Raw genomic sequence first — 16,641 nt, 5'->3', positions numbered from 1 at the left:
TTTTTAAAACTCCTCTCGCCCCCCCCGCCCCCCCCCCCCCCCCCCCGCGGCCGGGGGGTTATCTCGGCCCCCCCCCCCCCCCCCCCCCTACAGGGGGCTCACCCGCCGCGAAATATCAGAAAAGAAAAAGGCCCCAACCGGGGCCTTTTTCATCAGCGCAACGCGCCGTTCACTGCCGCATGCCGCGCCCGCTCACCAGCAGGCGCACGCAGAAGAAATACAGCAGCACGGTCGCCACCAGCATGAACACCACCGCCGTACCGATGCGGATGTCGGACACGCCGAGGATGCCGTAGCGGAAGGCATTGACCATGTGCAGGATCGGGTTGGCCAGCGACACGGTCTGCCAGAACGGCGGCAGCAGCGTGATCGAGTAGAACACCCCGCCCAGGTAGGTCAGCGGAGTCAGCACGAAGGTCGGGACGATGGAGATGTCGTCGAAGTTGCGCGCGAACACGGCGTTGACGAAACCGCCCATGGAGAAGATCCCGGCGGTCAGTACCACCACCAGCACGGTGATGCCCAGGTGGTGGATCTGCAGGTCGGTGAAGAACAGCGACAGCAGGGTGACGATCACGCCCACCGCCAGCCCGCGCAGCACGCCGCCGCAGACGAAGCCCAGGAGGATGGTGTGCGGCGATACCGGCGACACCAGCAGTTCCTCGATGTTGCGCTGGAACTTGCTGCCGAAGAAGCTCGACACCACGTTGCCGTAGGAGTTGGTGATCACCGACATCATGATCAGCCCCGGCACGATGTACTGCATGTAGGTGAAGCCGCCCATGTCGCCGATCTGCCGGCCGATCAGGTTGCCGAAGATGACGAAGTACAGAACCATGGTGATGGCCGGGGGCAGCAGGGTCTGCGGCCAGATGCGCAGGAAGCGGCGGACTTCGCGGTAGACGATGGTGTTGAGGGCGACCCAGTTGGCGCGCAGTTCGTGACTCATACCGCCACCTTCGACAGATTCTTCTCCACCAGCGACACGAACAGCTCCTCCAGGCGGTTGCTCTTGTTGCGCAGGCTCAGCACCTGGTGGCCCAGGGCGTTGAGCTGGACGAACAGGCCGTTGATGCCCAGCGACTTGTCCACCTGCACCTCCAGGGTGTGGTCATCGACCAGGCGCACCGGATAGCCATCCAGCTTCGGCGCCTCGCTCAGCGTGCCCTGCAGATCGAGGTAGAAGGTCTCCACGTGCAGCTTGCTCAGCAGCTTGCGCATGCTGGTGTTCTCCACGATGGTGCCGTGGTCGATGATCGCGATGTTGCGGCACAGCTGCTCGGCCTCCTCCAGGTAGTGCGTGGTGAGGATGATGCTGATGCCTTCGCCGTTGAGCTCGGTGAGGAAGTTCCACATCGAGCGGCGCAGTTCGATGTCCACGCCGGCGGTGGGTTCGTCGAGGATCAACAGGCGCGGCTCGTGCACCAGCGCGCGGGCGATCATCAGGCGGCGCTTCATGCCGCCGGAGAGCTCACGAGAGGCGGAGTTGCGCTTGTCCCACAGGCCCAGCTGGGTCAGGTACTTCTCGGCGCGGCCCTTGGCCACGCTCATCGGGATGCCGTAGTAGCCGGCCTGGGTGACGACGATGTCGAACACCTTCTCGAACTGGTTGAAGTTGAACTCCTGGGGCACCACGCCCAGGCAGCGCTTCAAGCCATACGGGTCCTTGTCCAGGTCGTGGCCGAACACGTTGACCGTGCCGCTGGTCTTGTTCACCAGGGTGGAGAGGATGCCGATTGTGGTGGATTTGCCGGCGCCGTTGGGGCCCAGCAAGGCGAAGAAATCACCCTCGGCGACGTCCAGATCGATGCCCTTGAGGGCCTGGAAGCCGTTGCCGTAGGTCTTCGTCAGTTGACGGATGGACAGCGCGGAACTCATGGGTATTCCCGTTGCAAGTCGGTGGAAAGACGCATGTCTTTGGAAAAAGGCCTGCTTGATAAGGGTACGCCGCGAGGATTGCAACCTCCGCGGCGCGCGCAGGCATTCAGGTCAAGTCGGTCATCACCGCCGCACGGTACGCCGGACGCGCCTTCAGGCGCTCGTACCAGGCCTTGAGATGCGGCTGTGCCGGGCGCTCGATGGGCATTTCGAACCAAGCATAGATGAAGCAGCCCAGCGGAATGTCGCCGATGCCGAATTGTTCGCCGGTAAGGTACGGCTGCTTTGCCAGCGCCGCCTCGGGAACGGCCAGCAGGCCCGCGCAGGTATCGATGGCGGCCTGGATGGCGGCAACGTCGCGCTGCTCCGGCGCAGTGCGCACGGTTCCCCAGAACACGGTACGGAACGGCGTTGCCAGGGACGAAGTGGTCCAGTCCATCCATTTCTCGGCGCTGGCGCGCTGCTGCAGGTCCTGCGGATAAAGGTCCGGTGCGTAGCGCGCGGCGAGGTAGCGGACGATGGTGTTGGACTCCCAGAGAACGAAGCCGTCATCTTCCAGCGTCGGCACCACGCCGTTGGGGTTCAGCGCACGATAAGGCGCTTCGTTGACCACGCCGAAGGCGCCACCGGCGTCAATCCGCTCATAGGCCAGACCCGCCTCTTCCGCACACCAGAGCGCCTTGCGCACGTTCGAGGAATTCTTCCGGCCCCAGATCTTGAGCATGCTGCGCCTCTCTTGTCGTCGTCATCGGATGAAGGCACGGGCTGAAGGCGTGACTTCGGATGACGGCACCCTACCGACAACGGCGCCAGGAAAAAAGACTCACGTACTGATGGTTACTATCGATTGCTTTCATGGGGCGCTTGCGTTCATGCACCGCCTGCTTCCGCGCGCATGTCGCCGGCCAGCGCAGCGGCGTCAGCGTTGAACAGGTGCGGATAGCACTGTTTCAGGTAGCCGAAGAAGAATTCCTCGGGCACATCGGGGAACTGGCCATGGTCGCGCAGGTACTCCATGTGCCGTTCGCCGTCGCGGTTGAAGGCGTGGAAGACGCTGTCGCTGCGCCCGTCGAACTCCAGCGGCAGCACGCCGAAGGCTTCGCACAGGCCGATGTCGAAGGCCGGCGTGGCCTTGACCCAGCGGCCTTCGAGGAACAGTTCGGTGTAACCGTGCATGGCGAAGACTTCGCTGCGCAGCAATTCCAGCAGGCGCGGCGTGGCCAGGTGGTTCTTCACGTCGGCCAGGCCGATACGCGCAGGGATGCCGCAATGCCGGGCGCAGGCCGCCAGCAACGTGGCCTTGGGCACGCAGTAGGACTGCCCGGCCTGCAGCGCATGGCTGGCCTTGAGCGTCTGCGGGTCGCGGCTGAACACGTAGGGGTTGTAGCGAATTCGGTCGCGCACCGCGTAATACAGGGCGACCGCCTGCTCCAGCGGGGTACCGCCGTCGCCACGGTGATTTAGAGCGAACTCGATTACCCCGGGGTGGTCACTATCAACGAACCGGCTGGGCTTGAGGTATTGCTGCATGGCGCTGTCTCCGGGGTTTCATCCTTGATGGCGTCAACAGTCTAACCAGCGGCGTCGCCTGCCCGACAAGGCGATCCGGCCAAGCTGTCCGGCCATGCGGCCATCGGTCCTGTTCGGCCAGCTAAGCTTGCGGTGCATTGTGGAGGGGCAGCCTGACCGGCGATGCCCACCGCCGTGCTCGCGCACTTTCGTCACCAAGCCCGCCGCGGCCTGCTGTCGCCGGGGCGGGCTGTCATGGAGGAATCCGCATGTTGCTCGTCTGGTTACTCGTCCTGATCCTTGGCGTCGCCTGGCTCGCGCACCGCCGCGCCGCGCCCCTGAAGGCACTCGGCCTGGTCGCCGTTTACCTCGCGCTGATGAGCCTGTTCAGCCACGCCCATGGCTGGATGGTGCTGTTGTGGCTGCTCTGGGCCGTGGTCGCGGTGACCATCCTCGCGACCGACCTGCGCCGCAGCCTGTTCACCTCGCGGCTGTTCGCCTGGTTCAAGAAGACCCTGCCGCCGATGTCGGAAACCGAACGCGAGGCCATCGAGGCCGGCACCGTCTGGTGGGACGGCCAGCTGTTCAGCGGCCGCCCGGACTGGCACACCCTGCTGGCCTATCCCCGCGCGCAGCTGACGGAAGAGGAGCAGGCCTTCGTCGACGGACCCACCGAGCAGCTCTGCGCGATGATCGACGACTACCAGGTCGGCAAGGACATGGACCTGCCGCCCGAGGCCTGGGCCTACATCAAGAGCCAGGGCTTCTTCGGCCTGATCATCCCCAAGGAATTTGGCGGCAAGGGTTTCTCCGCCTTCGCCCACTCGCAGGTGGTGATGAAGCTCGCCACCCGCAGCGGCGACCTCGCCTCCACGGTGATGGTGCCCAACTCCCTCGGTCCGGCCGAGCTCCTGCTGCACTACGGCACCGACGCCCAGCGCCAGCGCTACCTGCCACGCCTGGCCAACGGCGACGAGATTCCCTGCTTCGCCCTGACCAGCCCGCAGGCCGGCTCCGATGCCGGCGGCATGACCGACGTCGGCGTGGTCTGCAAGGGCCAGTGGGAAGGCGAGGAAGTCATCGGCCTGCGCCTGACCTGGGAAAAGCGCTACATCACCCTCGGTCCGGTGGCCACCCTCCTCGGCCTGGCCTTCAAGTGCCATGACCCGGACCACCTGCTGGGCGAGCAGGAAGACCTGGGCATCACCCTCGCGCTGATCCCCACCAGCACCCCCGGCGTGCAGATCGGCCGCCGCCACGTGCCGCTGGGCGCCGCCTTCATGAACGGCCCGAACTCCGGGAAAGACGTGTTCGTGCCGCTGGACTACATCATCGGCGGCCAGGAAATGATCGGCAAAGGCTGGATGATGCTGATGAACTGCCTGTCGGTGGGCCGCTCGATTTCCCTGCCGGCGGTCGGCACCAGCGCCGCCAAGGCCGGCAGCTACGTCAGCGGCCGCTACGCCCAGGTGCGCGAGCAGTTCAACGTGCCGCTGTCGGCCTTCGAAGGCATCCAGGAAGCCCTCGCCCGCATCGGCGGCAACGCCTGGATGATGGACAGCGCGCGCATCCTCACCGCCAACGCGGTGGACCTGGGCGAGAAGCCCTCGGTGCTTTCGGCCATCCTCAAGTACCACCTCACCGAACGCGGCCGCGAGTGCATCGCCCACGCCATGGACATCCACGGCGGCAAGGGCATCATCCTCGGGCCCAACAACTACCTGGGCCGCTCCTGGCAGGCCGCGCCGATCTTCATCACCGTCGAGGGCGCCAACATCCTTTCGCGCAACCTGATGATCTTCGGCCAGGGCGCCATCCGCTGCCATCCGTACGTGCTCAAGGAGATGGAACTGGCCCGCCGCGAGGACCAGGACCAGGCCGAGCGCGAATTCGACGAACTGCTGCTCAACCACATCGGCTTCGCCGTCAGCAACGCCGCCAGCAGCCTGCTGCTGGGCCTGGGCTTCGGCAGCTTCGACCAGGTACCGGGCGACCGCATCAGCCGCCCGTACTACCGCGCGCTGAACCGCCTCGCCGCCTCCTTCGCCCTGCTCGCCGACTTCAGCATGATGCTGCTCGGCGGCGAGCTGAAGCGCCGCGAGCGCCTGTCCGCGCGCCTGGGCGATGCGCTGAGCCACCTCTACCTGGGCTCCGCCGCACTCAAGCGCTACCACGACCTGGACAACCCGGATTACCTGCATCCGCTGCTGCACTGGGCGATGGAGGAAAACCTGGAGAAGGCCGAAGCCGCGCTGGCCGACCTGATCGACAACTTCCCCAACCGCGCCTTCGGCTGCCTGCTGCGCGTGCTGGTGCTGCCGCTGGGCCGCCGCCACCGTGGCCCGAGCGATGCGCTGGATGCGCAGATCGCCGACATCCTCGGCCGCCCGCTCAGCGACCCGGCGCTGCAGGCGATCCTCGCTGGCGCACATCTACCCAGTGGCCCCGATGATCCGGTCGCCAAGCTCACCTTCGCCTACGACCAGCTCGCCGCCGCCGCGCCGCTGCAGAAGAAACTGCACAAGGCGCTCAAGGAGCATGGCGTGCATCCCAAGCCGGGGCAGTCGCCCATCGATGCCGCCCGCGACGCCGGGGTGCTGGAGGAAGCGGAAGCGGAAACCCTGCACGCTGCCGAACGCGCACGCCGCGCGGTGATCGACGTGGATGACTTCTCGAAGGAAGAGCTGTCCGGCAAGGTCGAGTGACCTGCGTTTTCACGCACGGGGCGCCTTCGGGCGCCCTTTTTTCTCCGACGCACAGCAATGCCGCCCCGGACTATCGGGTGCACACTGAAGGCATACCTTTTATGGAGAACCGCAGATGCGTCGATCCATCCTCTTCCTGCTCGTGCTGCTGGCCGGCAGCATCCAGGCCGACCCCTGGCTCTACCCCAGTCGGCCGCGTCCGGCGCCGGCGCCTAGCCCGGTCATCGACCCGATCGAGCAACAGCAGGACAGCCTGCGCCGCCAGCAGCAGTTGCGGCAGAACCAGCTGGACAGCCAGCGCCTGAACTACGAAGACCAGCGCCTGCAGCGCCAGCAGCAGGACCTGCAGCGCCAGCAGGACAACCAGCAGCGCTGGAACGAGCAGCGTCGGCAGAGCGACCAGATGATCCAGCGGCAGAAGAACGAACTGCAGCAACAGCAGTTGCAACAGCAGCAGCGGATGCTCGACCAGCAACGCCAGCAGATCGACAACCAGCGCCGGCAGATCCAGATGCGCCCGGTCCGCTGATCACCCCGGCGGCAGCGGCGGCGAAACCCGATATACTCCCCGGCCGTTTGTACACAGCTCCAGAGGAATCCCATGGCCAGCGCCTATCTCGACCACCACATCGCCCTGCTCAACCACCTGCGCATGATCCTTGGCGCCCTGGGCGAAGCCGAGCAGGTTCCCGAGGACAACCACGGCCTGTTCCTCGAGCGCTTCGACGAGTTGCTGGTGGAACTGCCGCGCGACCCGGAAGGCGCCCAGTACCTGGGCCAGGACCTGATCAGCCAGATCTTCCACCGCTACCCGCAGATTGCCCACCTGATCCCCCGCGACCTGCTGTGGTTCTTCGGCGGCGACTGCCTGCACTACATGCCCGACGAAGAGCTGCAGATGTACCAGCAACTCGACGAGCGCCGCTTTGAAGCCGAGGAAAACGGCGAGCCCTTCGACTGGAACCGCGAGAAGCAACTGCTTGCCCTGCCGGAAGACACGCCCAAGCACTAAGCGCCGAGCAAAACCAGAGAAGCCCGCATGATGCGGGCTTTTTCATGGTCAGTCGCCAACTGTTCGCCACCTTTTCCCTCGAAATCTCGACGTTTCTACCTCTCGTCGGCAAACGCAGCGCTGCAACCCGCGCAGCGCCTGCACCGCCCTGCCCGCCTAGGCCGAAACTCCCAGCTCGCCTGGGAGTATCGGCCGATGCGCATTCCCCGGGGCGTCCCCATAGTCGTGGCATGTAGCAGTAAAAGGCCAGCAGTCGAGGTCTGGCCGCCACGCATGGAAATGCTCGGGAGAACATCATGACCGCCCATAAGAAGATTGCGTCGCCAACGCGGCCCACCGCAGATGACACCAACGCCCCTTCCGTTACCACCGACCAGAACGACTACGCTCCCGGCAGCACCGCCATCATCACCGCCAGCGGGTTCACCGTCGGCAGCACCCTGAAGATCGAGGTGGACCACTCCACCAGCCCCGGCATCGACGGCACGTGGGGCACCGCGGATGACGTGCTCAGCACCAGCGCCGGTGCCGGCCACGATCCCTGGTACGTGACCGACGGCGGCGCCGGCGATCTGGACGGCCAGGCCAACGGCAGCATCACCACTTCCTGGTATGTCGACCCGGACGACTCGGCCGGGGCGAGATTCCTGCTCTCCGCCTCCAGTGACACTGCCACGGCGACCGCCACCTTTACCGATGCCGGTCCCATCGTGTCAGCGACCGGCGTGACCGTCTCGGCGGACGAAACCGCCGGCCTGCAGAACGCCACGGCCACCCCGAGTCCCGCAGGCGACGCCAATGACAACGACATCCTCCTCGCCTCCCTGCCTGCCGCCTTCACCAGCCGCCTGACGGCCCTGGGCGCCGGCACTGCCTCCGGTGCCGCCCTGAGCGGCTATACCGGCGCAGCCGGGAACACCGGCAGCAACGCTTTCACCATCAGCGCCGCGCCGGGTGGGGCGATCACCGACATTCTTTTCACCGGCAGCGGCGGCGCGCCGCTCAATGGCCTGGACAGCGGCCTGGATACCCTCGCCGGGGTGGACATCCTTCTCTACACCGACAGCACCAACAACAACGTGCTCCTCGGACGTGCCGGCGGCCCCTCCGGCGCCATCGTGTTCGCCGCCTACATCGAGGAAACCGGCTCGCCGGTCAGCGGCGGCAAGATCTGGACCGTGGAGTACCAGCCACTCAAGCACCCGGTCACCAGCAATCCCGACGACGCCCTCGACCTGACCAACAAGGTCTTCATCGGCACCAGCCAGGACCTCACCTTCAGCCTCGCCGACGCGCCTTCCGGGCAGAACCTGTTCCTGATGTTCACCACGGCTAACCCGACCACGGTCACTGATAACGGGGTGGTGCGCATCACCGCCCCGACCATCATCGCCACCGGCAAGGACCCGGCCAACCAGTCCAGCGGGGCCAACATCACCACCGGCGACACCATCAACACCAGCCAGGCCGGCGGCCCGACCACCTTCGGCACCAACAACCAGATGATCGTGGAGCAGGAAGGCATCCGCTTCACCTTCGTCACCGGTGCCCGGCAGAACGTGACCATCCCCAACCTGGACCAGAATGAAGCGGACGTTGAAGCCAACATCGATTTCACCCAGATGTTCAACGCCAAGACCGCCAGCTTCGATGTCGTGCAGTTGCAGAGCGGCAAGAGCGCGGTGGTCAAGATCAGCGCCTTCAACACTGCCATCGAATCGGGTAACGCCTTCATCGACGGCTATGCCGGTGACGCCGCGGTCGCTATCACCAACGTCCGGGTCCTCAACAGCACGACTGGCGCGGTGCTGGAAAACTCCAACGGTTCGGCGAACGATCCAGGCATCGTCATCACTATCACCGGCGGGGTGGCAACCATCACCGGCGTGCTGGCCGGCTACAAGATCGAGTACACCACCACGGCCGACCACAACCGCGTGCTGATCGAAAACGGCGCGGCGGTTGGCGCCAAGGGCAATGACCACGCCGCCTTCGACATCGGCGGCTTCAAACTGCTGCAGGTGTCCACCGCCACCGCGGAAATCGGCTCGAAGATGATCTTCGAGGACGACGGCCCGAGCATCAGCACCACCGGTACGGAACCCACGCTGACGGTGGACGAATCCGTCCTCGCCACCGATGCGTCGCAAAGCTTCGCGGCGAACTTCACCTCGGCGTTCGGTGCTGACGGCGCGGGCACCCTGACCTATGCGCTGAGCGTAGTGGCCGGCGCTTCCGGGCTGACCGACACGGCCACGGGCGAGGCGGTGAACCTGTCGATGAACGGTGCCGTGGTCGAGGGCCGCACGGCCACCACCAGCCAGTTGGTATTCACCGTCAGCGTGGCCGCCAATGGCACCGTGACGCTGGACCAGCAGCGCGCCATCGTCCACGCCAACACCGGAGATCCGGATGACGCCAGAACCCTGACCTCCGACGACCTGGTGAAACTGACCGCGACCAAGACCGACGGTGACGGCGACAGCGCCCAGGCCACGCTGAACATCGGCCAGAACCTGGTGTTCAAGGACGACGGCCCGAACATCAGCACCACCGGCGTCGAGCCGGTGATGACGGTGGACGAGTCGGTGCTGGCGACCGACTCCACGCAGAACTTCGCCGCCAACTTCACCTCGGCCTTCGGCGCTGACGGCGCGGGCACGCTGAGCTACGCACTGAGCGTGATCGCCGGCGCGTCGGGGCTGACCGACACAGCCACGGGCGAGGCAGTGAACCTGTCGATGAACGGTGCTGTGGTAGAAGGCCGCACCGCCACCACCAACCAACTGGTGTTTACCGTCAGCGTGGCGGCCAATGGCGACGTCACCCTCGACCAGCAGCGCGCCATCGTCCACGCCAACACCAACGATCCGGACGACTCCAGGACCCTCGCCGCCGACAACCTGGTGAAGCTCACCGCAACCAAGACCGACGGTGACGGCGACAGCGCCCAGGCCACCCTGAACATCGGCCAGAACCTGGTGTTCAAGGACGACGGCCCGAGCATCAGCCCCACCGGTGTCGAACCTGTGATGACCGTGGACGAATCGGCCCTGACGACCGACTCCACGCAGAACTTCGCCGCCAACTTCACCTCGGCCTTCGGCGCTGACGGCGCGGGCACCCTGACCTATGCACTGAGCGTGATCGCCGGCGCATCGGGGCTGACCGACACGGCTACGGGCGAAGCGGTGAACCTGTCGATGAATGGTGCCGTAGTCGAAGGCCGCACCGCCACCACCAACCAGCTGGTCTTCACCGTCAGCGTCGCCGCCAATGGGGATGTCACCCTCGACCAGCAGCGCGCCATCGTCCACGCCAACACCAGCGATCCGGATGACTCCAGGACCCTCACTTCCGACAACCTGGTGAAGCTCACCGCGACCAAGACCGACGGTGACGGCGACAGCGCCCAGGCCACGCTGAACATCGGCCAGAACCTGGTGTTCAAGGACGACGGGCCAAGCATCAGCACCACCGGCGTCGAGCCGACCCTGACGGTGGACGAATCGGTCCTGACGACCGATTCCACACAGAGCTTTGCCGCCAACTTCAGCTCGGGCTTCGGCGCCGACGGCGCGGGCACCCTGACCTACGCGCTGAGCGTGGTAGCAGGCGCCTCCGGGCTGACGGACACGGCCACGGGCCAGGCAGTCAACCTCTCGGTCAACAACGGCGTGGTGGAAGGCCGCACAGCCAGCAGCAACGATCTGGTGTTCAAGGTGAGCGTCGCTGCCAACGGTGACGTGACCCTCGATCAGCTCCGCGCGGTAGTCCATACCGACACCACCAACCCGGACGACTCGACGACCCTGACTTCCGACGATCTGGTGAAACTCACCGCGACCAAGACCGACAAGGATGGCGACAGCGTCCAGGCCACGCTGAACATCGGCCAGAACCTGGTGTTCAAGGACGACGGCCCGAACATCAGCACCACCGGCATGGAGCCGACCCTGACGGTGGATGAGTCCGACCTGACCGTCGATGCGACCCAGAACTTCGCCGCGAACTTCAGCTCGGGCTTCGGCGCCGACGGCGCCGGCACCCTGACCTACGCGCTGAGCGTGATCGCCGGAGGTTCCGGGCTCACCGACACGGCCACCGGCGAGGCGGTGAACCTGTCCATGAACGGCGCCGTGGTGGAGGGCCGCACGGCCACTACCAACCTGCTGGTGTTCAAGGTCAGCGTCGCCGCCAATGGCGACGTCACCCTCGATCAGCAGCGCGCCATCGTCCATGCCGACACCAGCAATCCGGACGACTCCAGGACCCTCGCTTCGGACGATCTGGTGAAACTCACCGCGACCAAGACCGACAGGGATGGCGACAGCGTCCAGGCCACACTCAACATCGGCCAGAATCTGGTGTTCAAGGATGCCGGCCCGAGCATCAGCCCCGCCGGCACGGAACCCGTGCTGACGGTGGATGACTCGGACCTGACCACCAACGCCCTGCAGGCCTTCTCCGCCAATTTCCTCTCATCGTTCGGCGCCGACGGGCCTGGGACCCTGACCTACACCCTGGGCTGCGTCTCGGGCGCGTCCGGGCTCACCGATACCGCTACCGGCCAGTCAGTGGTGCTCTCGCTCAATGGCACCGTGGTGGAAGGCCGCTGCGCCATCAGCAATGACCTGGTATTCACCGTCAGCGTCAACGCCAACGGTGATGTCACCCTCGACCAGCAGCGCGCCATCGTCCACGCCAACGCCAGCGACCCGGATGATTCGAGGACCCTCACCTCGGACAACCTGGTGACCCTGACCGCGACCAAGACCGACGGCGACGGCGACAGCGCCCAGACCACGCTGAACATCGGCCAGAACCTGATCTTCAAGGACGACGGGCCGACCATCAGCACCACCGGGAGCGAGCCGACCCTGACAGTGGACGAAACCGTGCTGGCCACCAACGCCACGGCCAACTTCGCCGCCAACTTCACCTCGGGCTACGGCGCCGACGGACCGGGCACCCTCACCTACGCCCTGAGCGTGGTCGCCGGGGCGTCCGGGCTGGTCGACACCGCCACCGGGCAGGCGGTCAACCTGTCGGTCAACAACGGCGTGGTGGAGGGTCGTACCGCCGTCAGCAACGTGCTGGTCTTCACCGTCAGCGCAGCCAGCAACGGCGACGTCACCCTCGACCAGATGCGCGCGGTGGTCCACGCCAATGCCAGCGATCCGGATGACAGCAAAACCCTCACCTCGGACAGCCTGGTGAAACTCACCGCGACCATCACCGACAAGGACGGCGACAGCGCCCAGGCCACCCTGAACATCGGGCAGAACCTGATCTTCCACGACGACGGGCCCTCGCTGGCCTTTGGCAACATCGTCGGCACCGGCAGCACCATCGCGCAGACCGGCTACTGGGACCATACCTTTGGCGCCGACGGCAGCAGCGCGGCAGGCCTGGATATAGTCCTGGCGAACGGGCAGTTCACCCTGGTACGGCCCAACGGCACCACCACCACCGGGACCGGCACGCTCAGCGAAACGTCACCGTCGCCGGATGCCAATGGCGCCTTCCACTTCACCGGCACCCTCACCGGCGACTTCGACAACAACGCCAGCACCGCCAACACCAGCGTCGACTACACGCTGACGGCCCTGGCCGACGGCACCTACACCCTGGACCTGGTGCAGGGCTTCAGCTCGACACTGGTGCTGAGCACCGCCAACGGCCAGCTCGGCGCCGGCGGCCCGGACCCGGTGCAGACGCTGACCATCGGCACTGACGCGGTGGTGTTCTTCGCCGCCAAGGCACTGGCACCACAGACAGGCGCCAACAGCATCCTGACCGGTATCGGACAGGGCGTGACCGACCCGACCGAGGCGCAGTTGCAGACCAACCCGCTGCCGTCGTACATCGACGACCAGAAGGCCCTCAACGTCAGCACCTCCGGTATCGGCGTGAAGAACAACGTCCTGCAGGGCAGCGGTGCGGGCATCACCGCCGGCGACGACAGCTTCGTCGCCAACCCGAACACCCTGCTGACCTCGGTGAAGGTCTTCATCGACAACTCGGTGGGCGGCTACGACCCGACGTCGGAATCGCTGTATTACGTCGCCTACTACGACGACGGCACGACGTCCGGCACGCCGATCAAGGTGCTGGCTGGGGACCTGCAGAGCGAGACCGGCGGACAGAAATCCTTCACCGTGCAGACCGTCGCCGGCAAGCTGATCGATGCCATCCAGCTGACCATGGCCGAGGGCATGATCAAGGTGCCGACCATCCAGTTCATCCGGCAGGTCGAGAACCTGGCCAGCGACGTGAAGCTGTCGTTCAACGCCACGGTGACCGACAAGGACGGCGACGCGGCGACCAGCTCCTTCAGCGCCAATCTGTTCGCCAACAAGACCGCCGGCGGAACCTTCGACTACATGCTGGCAGGCGTGACCGGCACGAAAGAGGCCTTCAACATCGACCTCGCGCGCACCGAGAACAAGTACCAGGTCACCGGCTTCGACACCTCCGGCCAGCGTGACAAGCTGGTCCTCAATGGCGACGCCACGTCGACCGTGCAGAACATCGACAACAGCGGCGCCAACAGCATCGTGACCATCCACGAGACCGGCGGGCAACTGACGACCATCACCCTGGTCGGCGTCGATATCCTCAACACCGATATCGTGCATGGCAGCACCACGTAGTTCGCACGCGGGAAAGATGCGGGGGGTGGTGTGGAAACCACCCCCGCATCGTTTTTCAGGACGCGGGAAACACGACAAACACTGGCGCAGGAAGCTGGCGCTTCAACTGCCCCGCAGCGACGAGCCGTTGCCCGGCAGCTGTGTCCGGTCCAGCTCCACCCAGGCGGACTCCGGCGGCTCCTCGCTGCCGGCCAGCCCGTGCTTGAGCGCGTACATCAGCAGGTCCATGCGGTTGATCAGGTTGAGCTTCTGGTAGATGTTGCTCAGGTGGTTGTGCACCGTGTGCTCGCTGATGCCCAGGCGCTCGGCGATGCTCATGTACTTGGCCGACGGGTCTTCGACGATGGCGCTGATCAGCTCGCGTTCGCGCAGCGTCAGCCGCGCCTGCTTGGCCTGCTCATGGTTGCACTTGAGTGGTACATGCCCACTGGCGGCATAGCCGGAAAGACCGCCCGCCCAGGCGCGGTCCAGGCCGATATCGCGATGATGGACATTGACGATGGCCTGGATGATCGACTCGGTCGGGTCTTCCGCCAGCACGATGCCCCGGGCGCCCGCCTCGATCGCCTGGGCAACCGGCACCGCCTCGTAAAGCCCCTTGAGCACCAGCACTTTCATCTGTGCACTGCGGGTCAGTTCGCCGACCACTTCCAGCGGGTTCAGGGCATCGGGGAAGAAGCTGAAGAAGATCACGTCGGGGCGTTGCTGGTCGGCAAGGTCCAGCGCGTAGGTGTAAGTCGTGGCCTGGCCGCTGACCTCCATGCGTGGCTTCCTGGCATTGATCAGGTCGTTAAGACCGATCAGAACGAGCGGGCGGCAATCGATCAGCATCACCCGTATCGGTTTTCTGTGGTCAGACATGGCTGGCTGACCCTCTCTGCAAAAGTACTCGCGCACTCCATTCCTTCGCTGTTGTTCTCACCGGGCCACAGCGATTGGAGGCAAGACGGAAGCCGCGGCAGGTTCCCGCGATGCCAGTCCCGGTGCTGGCGGACAAGGACTTCTTTGGTGCGGGCGTTACCTCCGTGCGCCTGGCCAAAGGAGACTTTCCGAGGCCGGAAAAAGCCTTCGCGGCGGCATGAACACGAATATCCATCAACAAGTTGCACATGATTCTGTGCTCCCTCGTCCGGTCACCTGAGTCTAGGTCAGACCGCTTCGCTACCCGCCTTGCCACCCGTCGACCAGCGGTACGATTTCGCGGCGAACGGTCGTGCCTCCCGTCCCCGGCAAGGCGCTTCAGGCCCGGAAAATCAAAAGCTTGGAAACTTCCGCGACACACGGGAGGCAGATACCGGCCAAGGCCTGGCTCGTCAATTAAACGACGAGTGGCTTGGGGAAAATCACGACAATCTCAATCTCGTCAAAATCTCGTCAATTCCGGCACTTTGCGGGAGCCGCACGCCGGCGCAGACAACAACCGGCAGCGGGGAATTCGCTGGCCGTGCCAAGGACGCAAGCCGGATTGCAAGGGTGCATCGCGCGCCCTGCATGCGGGGATCAGGGACGCGGAAAATCTTGGCTGGAACTACCAGGGCTCAGCCAGGCATTCACACTCTGCACGCTCTCGATCGGCGGTTTGCCCGCCCAGCGATTGAGGGTGAAGACATTGCTGAGGAATTCGTACTGGGTCTTGAGCAGGTCGCGCCGGGCGCGGAACTCGTTGCGCACCGCGGCCAGCACATCCACCGCATTGACCATGCCGTAGCCCAGCGCCTTCTCCGCCGACTCCCGCGACTTGTGCGCCGAGACCAGGGCCAGGCGATTGGCCTGGATCTTCTCGCCGTTGGAATTGGCCGTGAGATAGGCGCTGGTAATTTCCTTGACCACCCGCCGGCGGATTTCCTCCAGTTGTTCCTCGGCTACCAGTTGATCCTGGTACAGCCCGCGCACCCGCGCCGAGGTGGAGCCGCCGCTGTAGATCGGCACCTGCAGGCCGACACCGGCGACATAGCTGTCGGTGCGCGGCGCCAGGGAGTTGTTGTAGCCCTCGTTGGTCTGCTGCGCGCTGAGGTTCAGGCTCAGGGTCGGGTAGTGCCCGCCCTTGCCACTGCGCAGTGCCGCCTCCGCCGCCTCGACACCGCTCTCCCGCGCCTTGAGCGCCGGGTTGAGGGCAATGCCGTCGCGCACCCAGCTCTCCAGGCTCTGCTCGGTCATCTGCGGGCGTACGTCATCGCGCACCCGGCTGAGCCGCTCCTTCACCGGCCGCCCGACGATCTCGGTCAATGCCTCACGGCTGATGGTCGCCTGGTTGCGTGCCTCCAGTTCCTGCGCCGCAAGAAGGTCCACCCGCGCCTGCAGGTCGAGCTGGTCGGTCACCAGAGCCAACTGTTTGGCAAACAGCGCATTGACCCGGTCCAGGCTTTCCTGGGTAGTGCGCCGCTCGGCGATCACCAGCTCCAGCTCGTCCTCGGCGGCCAGTGCGGTGAAGTAGCGCCGCGCCAGTTCCACCGTGGCCTCAGCCTGGGCATCCAGCGCCTCTGATTCCGACTGCAGGGCCATGCTCTTGAATTTCTGGTAGTTCTCCCAGGCCGCCTTGTTGTAGAGGTACTGGCGCAGCACCAGGCTGTAGTTCTCGCTGTCGTAGCTCTCGTCGATCAGGTCGTTGCGCTGGTGAATCTGGTTGGTCCCGGCGTTGAGCGACAACTGCGGCAGCAGCACGCCCATGGCCTCGCGCTGGTACTCCTTGCCCGCCTGCGCGTGGGCGAAGGAAGCCAGGATCTGCGGGTCCTCCAGTCGCGCCTCGTGGTACAGGTGCAGCAGGTCGGTGGCGTCGTCGGCGACACTGACTCCAGCGGGCGCCTCCGTTGCGGTTTGCGCCAGCGCAGCCCCCGCCACCAGCATCAGCGCTCCCGCCAGCACAACGGAAGATGCGGCCATG

10 protein-coding genes are annotated in these 16,641 nt (G+C 65.4%); 4 read left to right on the top strand and 6 right to left on the bottom strand.

From position 1 onward, the window contains the following. Nucleotides 1-169: 169 nt before the first annotated feature. The 4 genes from ACCC94_RS11320 to ACCC94_RS11305 form a co-directional block, all read right to left on the bottom strand. Nucleotides 170-949 carry an ABC transporter permease gene (locus ACCC94_RS11320; RefSeq protein ID WP_413349558.1) on the bottom strand — a complete coding sequence of 260 codons (780 nt, stop codon included), beginning with the start codon at nt 947-949 and terminating at the stop codon, nt 170-172. Then, entirely contained in the window at nt 946-1,878 is a 933-nt protein-coding gene (locus ACCC94_RS11315; protein ID WP_259755960.1) for an ABC transporter ATP-binding protein, read from the bottom strand. The genes ACCC94_RS11320 and ACCC94_RS11315 overlap by 4 nt, the downstream gene beginning before the upstream one ends. Before the next feature lie 106 nt (nt 1,879-1,984). Then, a complete protein-coding gene (locus ACCC94_RS11310) occupies nt 1,985-2,602 on the bottom strand; it encodes a glutathione S-transferase family protein (RefSeq protein ID WP_413349557.1) in 618 nt (205 codons plus the stop codon). A gap of 146 nt (nt 2,603-2,748) precedes the next feature. After that, the gene (locus ACCC94_RS11305; RefSeq protein WP_413349556.1) at nt 2,749-3,408 is read right to left on the bottom strand and encodes a transglutaminase-like domain-containing protein; all 660 of its coding nucleotides are present in this window, start codon (nt 3,406-3,408) and stop codon (nt 2,749-2,751) included. Between the two features lie 248 nt (nt 3,409-3,656). On the opposite strand from ACCC94_RS11305, the gene ACCC94_RS11300 reads away from it, so the two are divergent. From ACCC94_RS11300 to ACCC94_RS11285, 4 genes are all read left to right on the top strand, one after another. After that, complete coding sequence (locus tag ACCC94_RS11300) at nt 3,657-6,092, top strand: acyl-CoA dehydrogenase (protein ID WP_413349555.1); 2,436 nt, start codon at nt 3,657-3,659, stop codon at nt 6,090-6,092. A 115-nt stretch (nt 6,093-6,207) separates the two neighbouring features. Next, entirely contained in the window at nt 6,208-6,621 is a 414-nt protein-coding gene (locus tag ACCC94_RS11295) for a PA2816 family glutamine-rich protein (RefSeq protein ID WP_413349554.1), read from the top strand. 72 nt (nt 6,622-6,693) lie between these two features. Beyond that, nucleotides 6,694-7,104: a PA2817 family protein gene (locus ACCC94_RS11290; RefSeq protein ID WP_045208986.1), complete on the top strand. Its 411-nt coding sequence runs from the start codon at nt 6,694-6,696 to the stop codon at nt 7,102-7,104. 296 nt (nt 7,105-7,400) lie between these two features. Beyond that, a complete protein-coding gene (locus ACCC94_RS11285) occupies nt 7,401-13,760 on the top strand; it encodes a DUF5801 repeats-in-toxin domain-containing protein (RefSeq protein WP_413349553.1) in 6,360 nt (2,119 codons plus the stop codon). Nucleotides 13,761-13,862: 102 nt separating this feature from the next. Here the strand turns inward: ACCC94_RS11285 and ACCC94_RS11280 are convergent, their stop codons facing one another. Next, entirely contained in the window at nt 13,863-14,621 is a 759-nt protein-coding gene (locus ACCC94_RS11280; protein ID WP_413349552.1) for a LuxR C-terminal-related transcriptional regulator, read from the bottom strand. Between the two features lie 639 nt (nt 14,622-15,260). After that, nucleotides 15,261-16,640 (bottom strand): TolC family outer membrane protein, encoded by a 1,380-nt coding sequence (locus ACCC94_RS11275; protein ID WP_413349551.1) that lies wholly within the window; start codon nt 16,638-16,640, stop codon nt 15,261-15,263. Nucleotide 16,641 lies beyond the last annotated feature (1 nt).

This window comes from Pseudomonas sp. Pseusp97, assembly GCF_047304025.1.
Lineage (GTDB): Bacteria > Pseudomonadota > Gammaproteobacteria > Pseudomonadales > Pseudomonadaceae > Pseudomonas.
Note: the sequence above shows the minus strand (reverse complement) of the source record. Positions and strands in the feature narration are given on the sequence as shown.

Coding starts and splice junctions, on each gene's coding strand:
- ACCC94_RS11300 (WP_413349555.1), top strand. CDS start 3,657: ATGTTGCTCGTCTGGTTACTCGTCCTGATCCTTGGCGTCGCCTGGCTC.
- ACCC94_RS11285 (WP_413349553.1), top strand. CDS start 7,401: ATGACCGCCCATAAGAAGATTGCGTCGCCAACGCGGCCCACCGCAGAT.
- ACCC94_RS11305 (WP_413349556.1), bottom strand. CDS start 3,408: ATGCAGCAATACCTCAAGCCCAGCCGGTTCGTTGATAGTGACCACCCC.
- ACCC94_RS11315 (WP_259755960.1), bottom strand. CDS start 1,878: ATGAGTTCCGCGCTGTCCATCCGTCAACTGACGAAGACCTACGGCAAC.
- ACCC94_RS11275 (WP_413349551.1), bottom strand. CDS start 16,640: ATGGCCGCATCTTCCGTTGTGCTGGCGGGAGCGCTGATGCTGGTGGCG.
- ACCC94_RS11310 (WP_413349557.1), bottom strand. CDS start 2,602: ATGCTCAAGATCTGGGGCCGGAAGAATTCCTCGAACGTGCGCAAGGCG.
- ACCC94_RS11320 (WP_413349558.1), bottom strand. CDS start 949: ATGAGTCACGAACTGCGCGCCAACTGGGTCGCCCTCAACACCATCGTC.
- ACCC94_RS11280 (WP_413349552.1), bottom strand. CDS start 14,621: ATGTCTGACCACAGAAAACCGATACGGGTGATGCTGATCGATTGCCGC.
- ACCC94_RS11295 (WP_413349554.1), top strand. CDS start 6,208: ATGCGTCGATCCATCCTCTTCCTGCTCGTGCTGCTGGCCGGCAGCATC.
- ACCC94_RS11290 (WP_045208986.1), top strand. CDS start 6,694: ATGGCCAGCGCCTATCTCGACCACCACATCGCCCTGCTCAACCACCTG.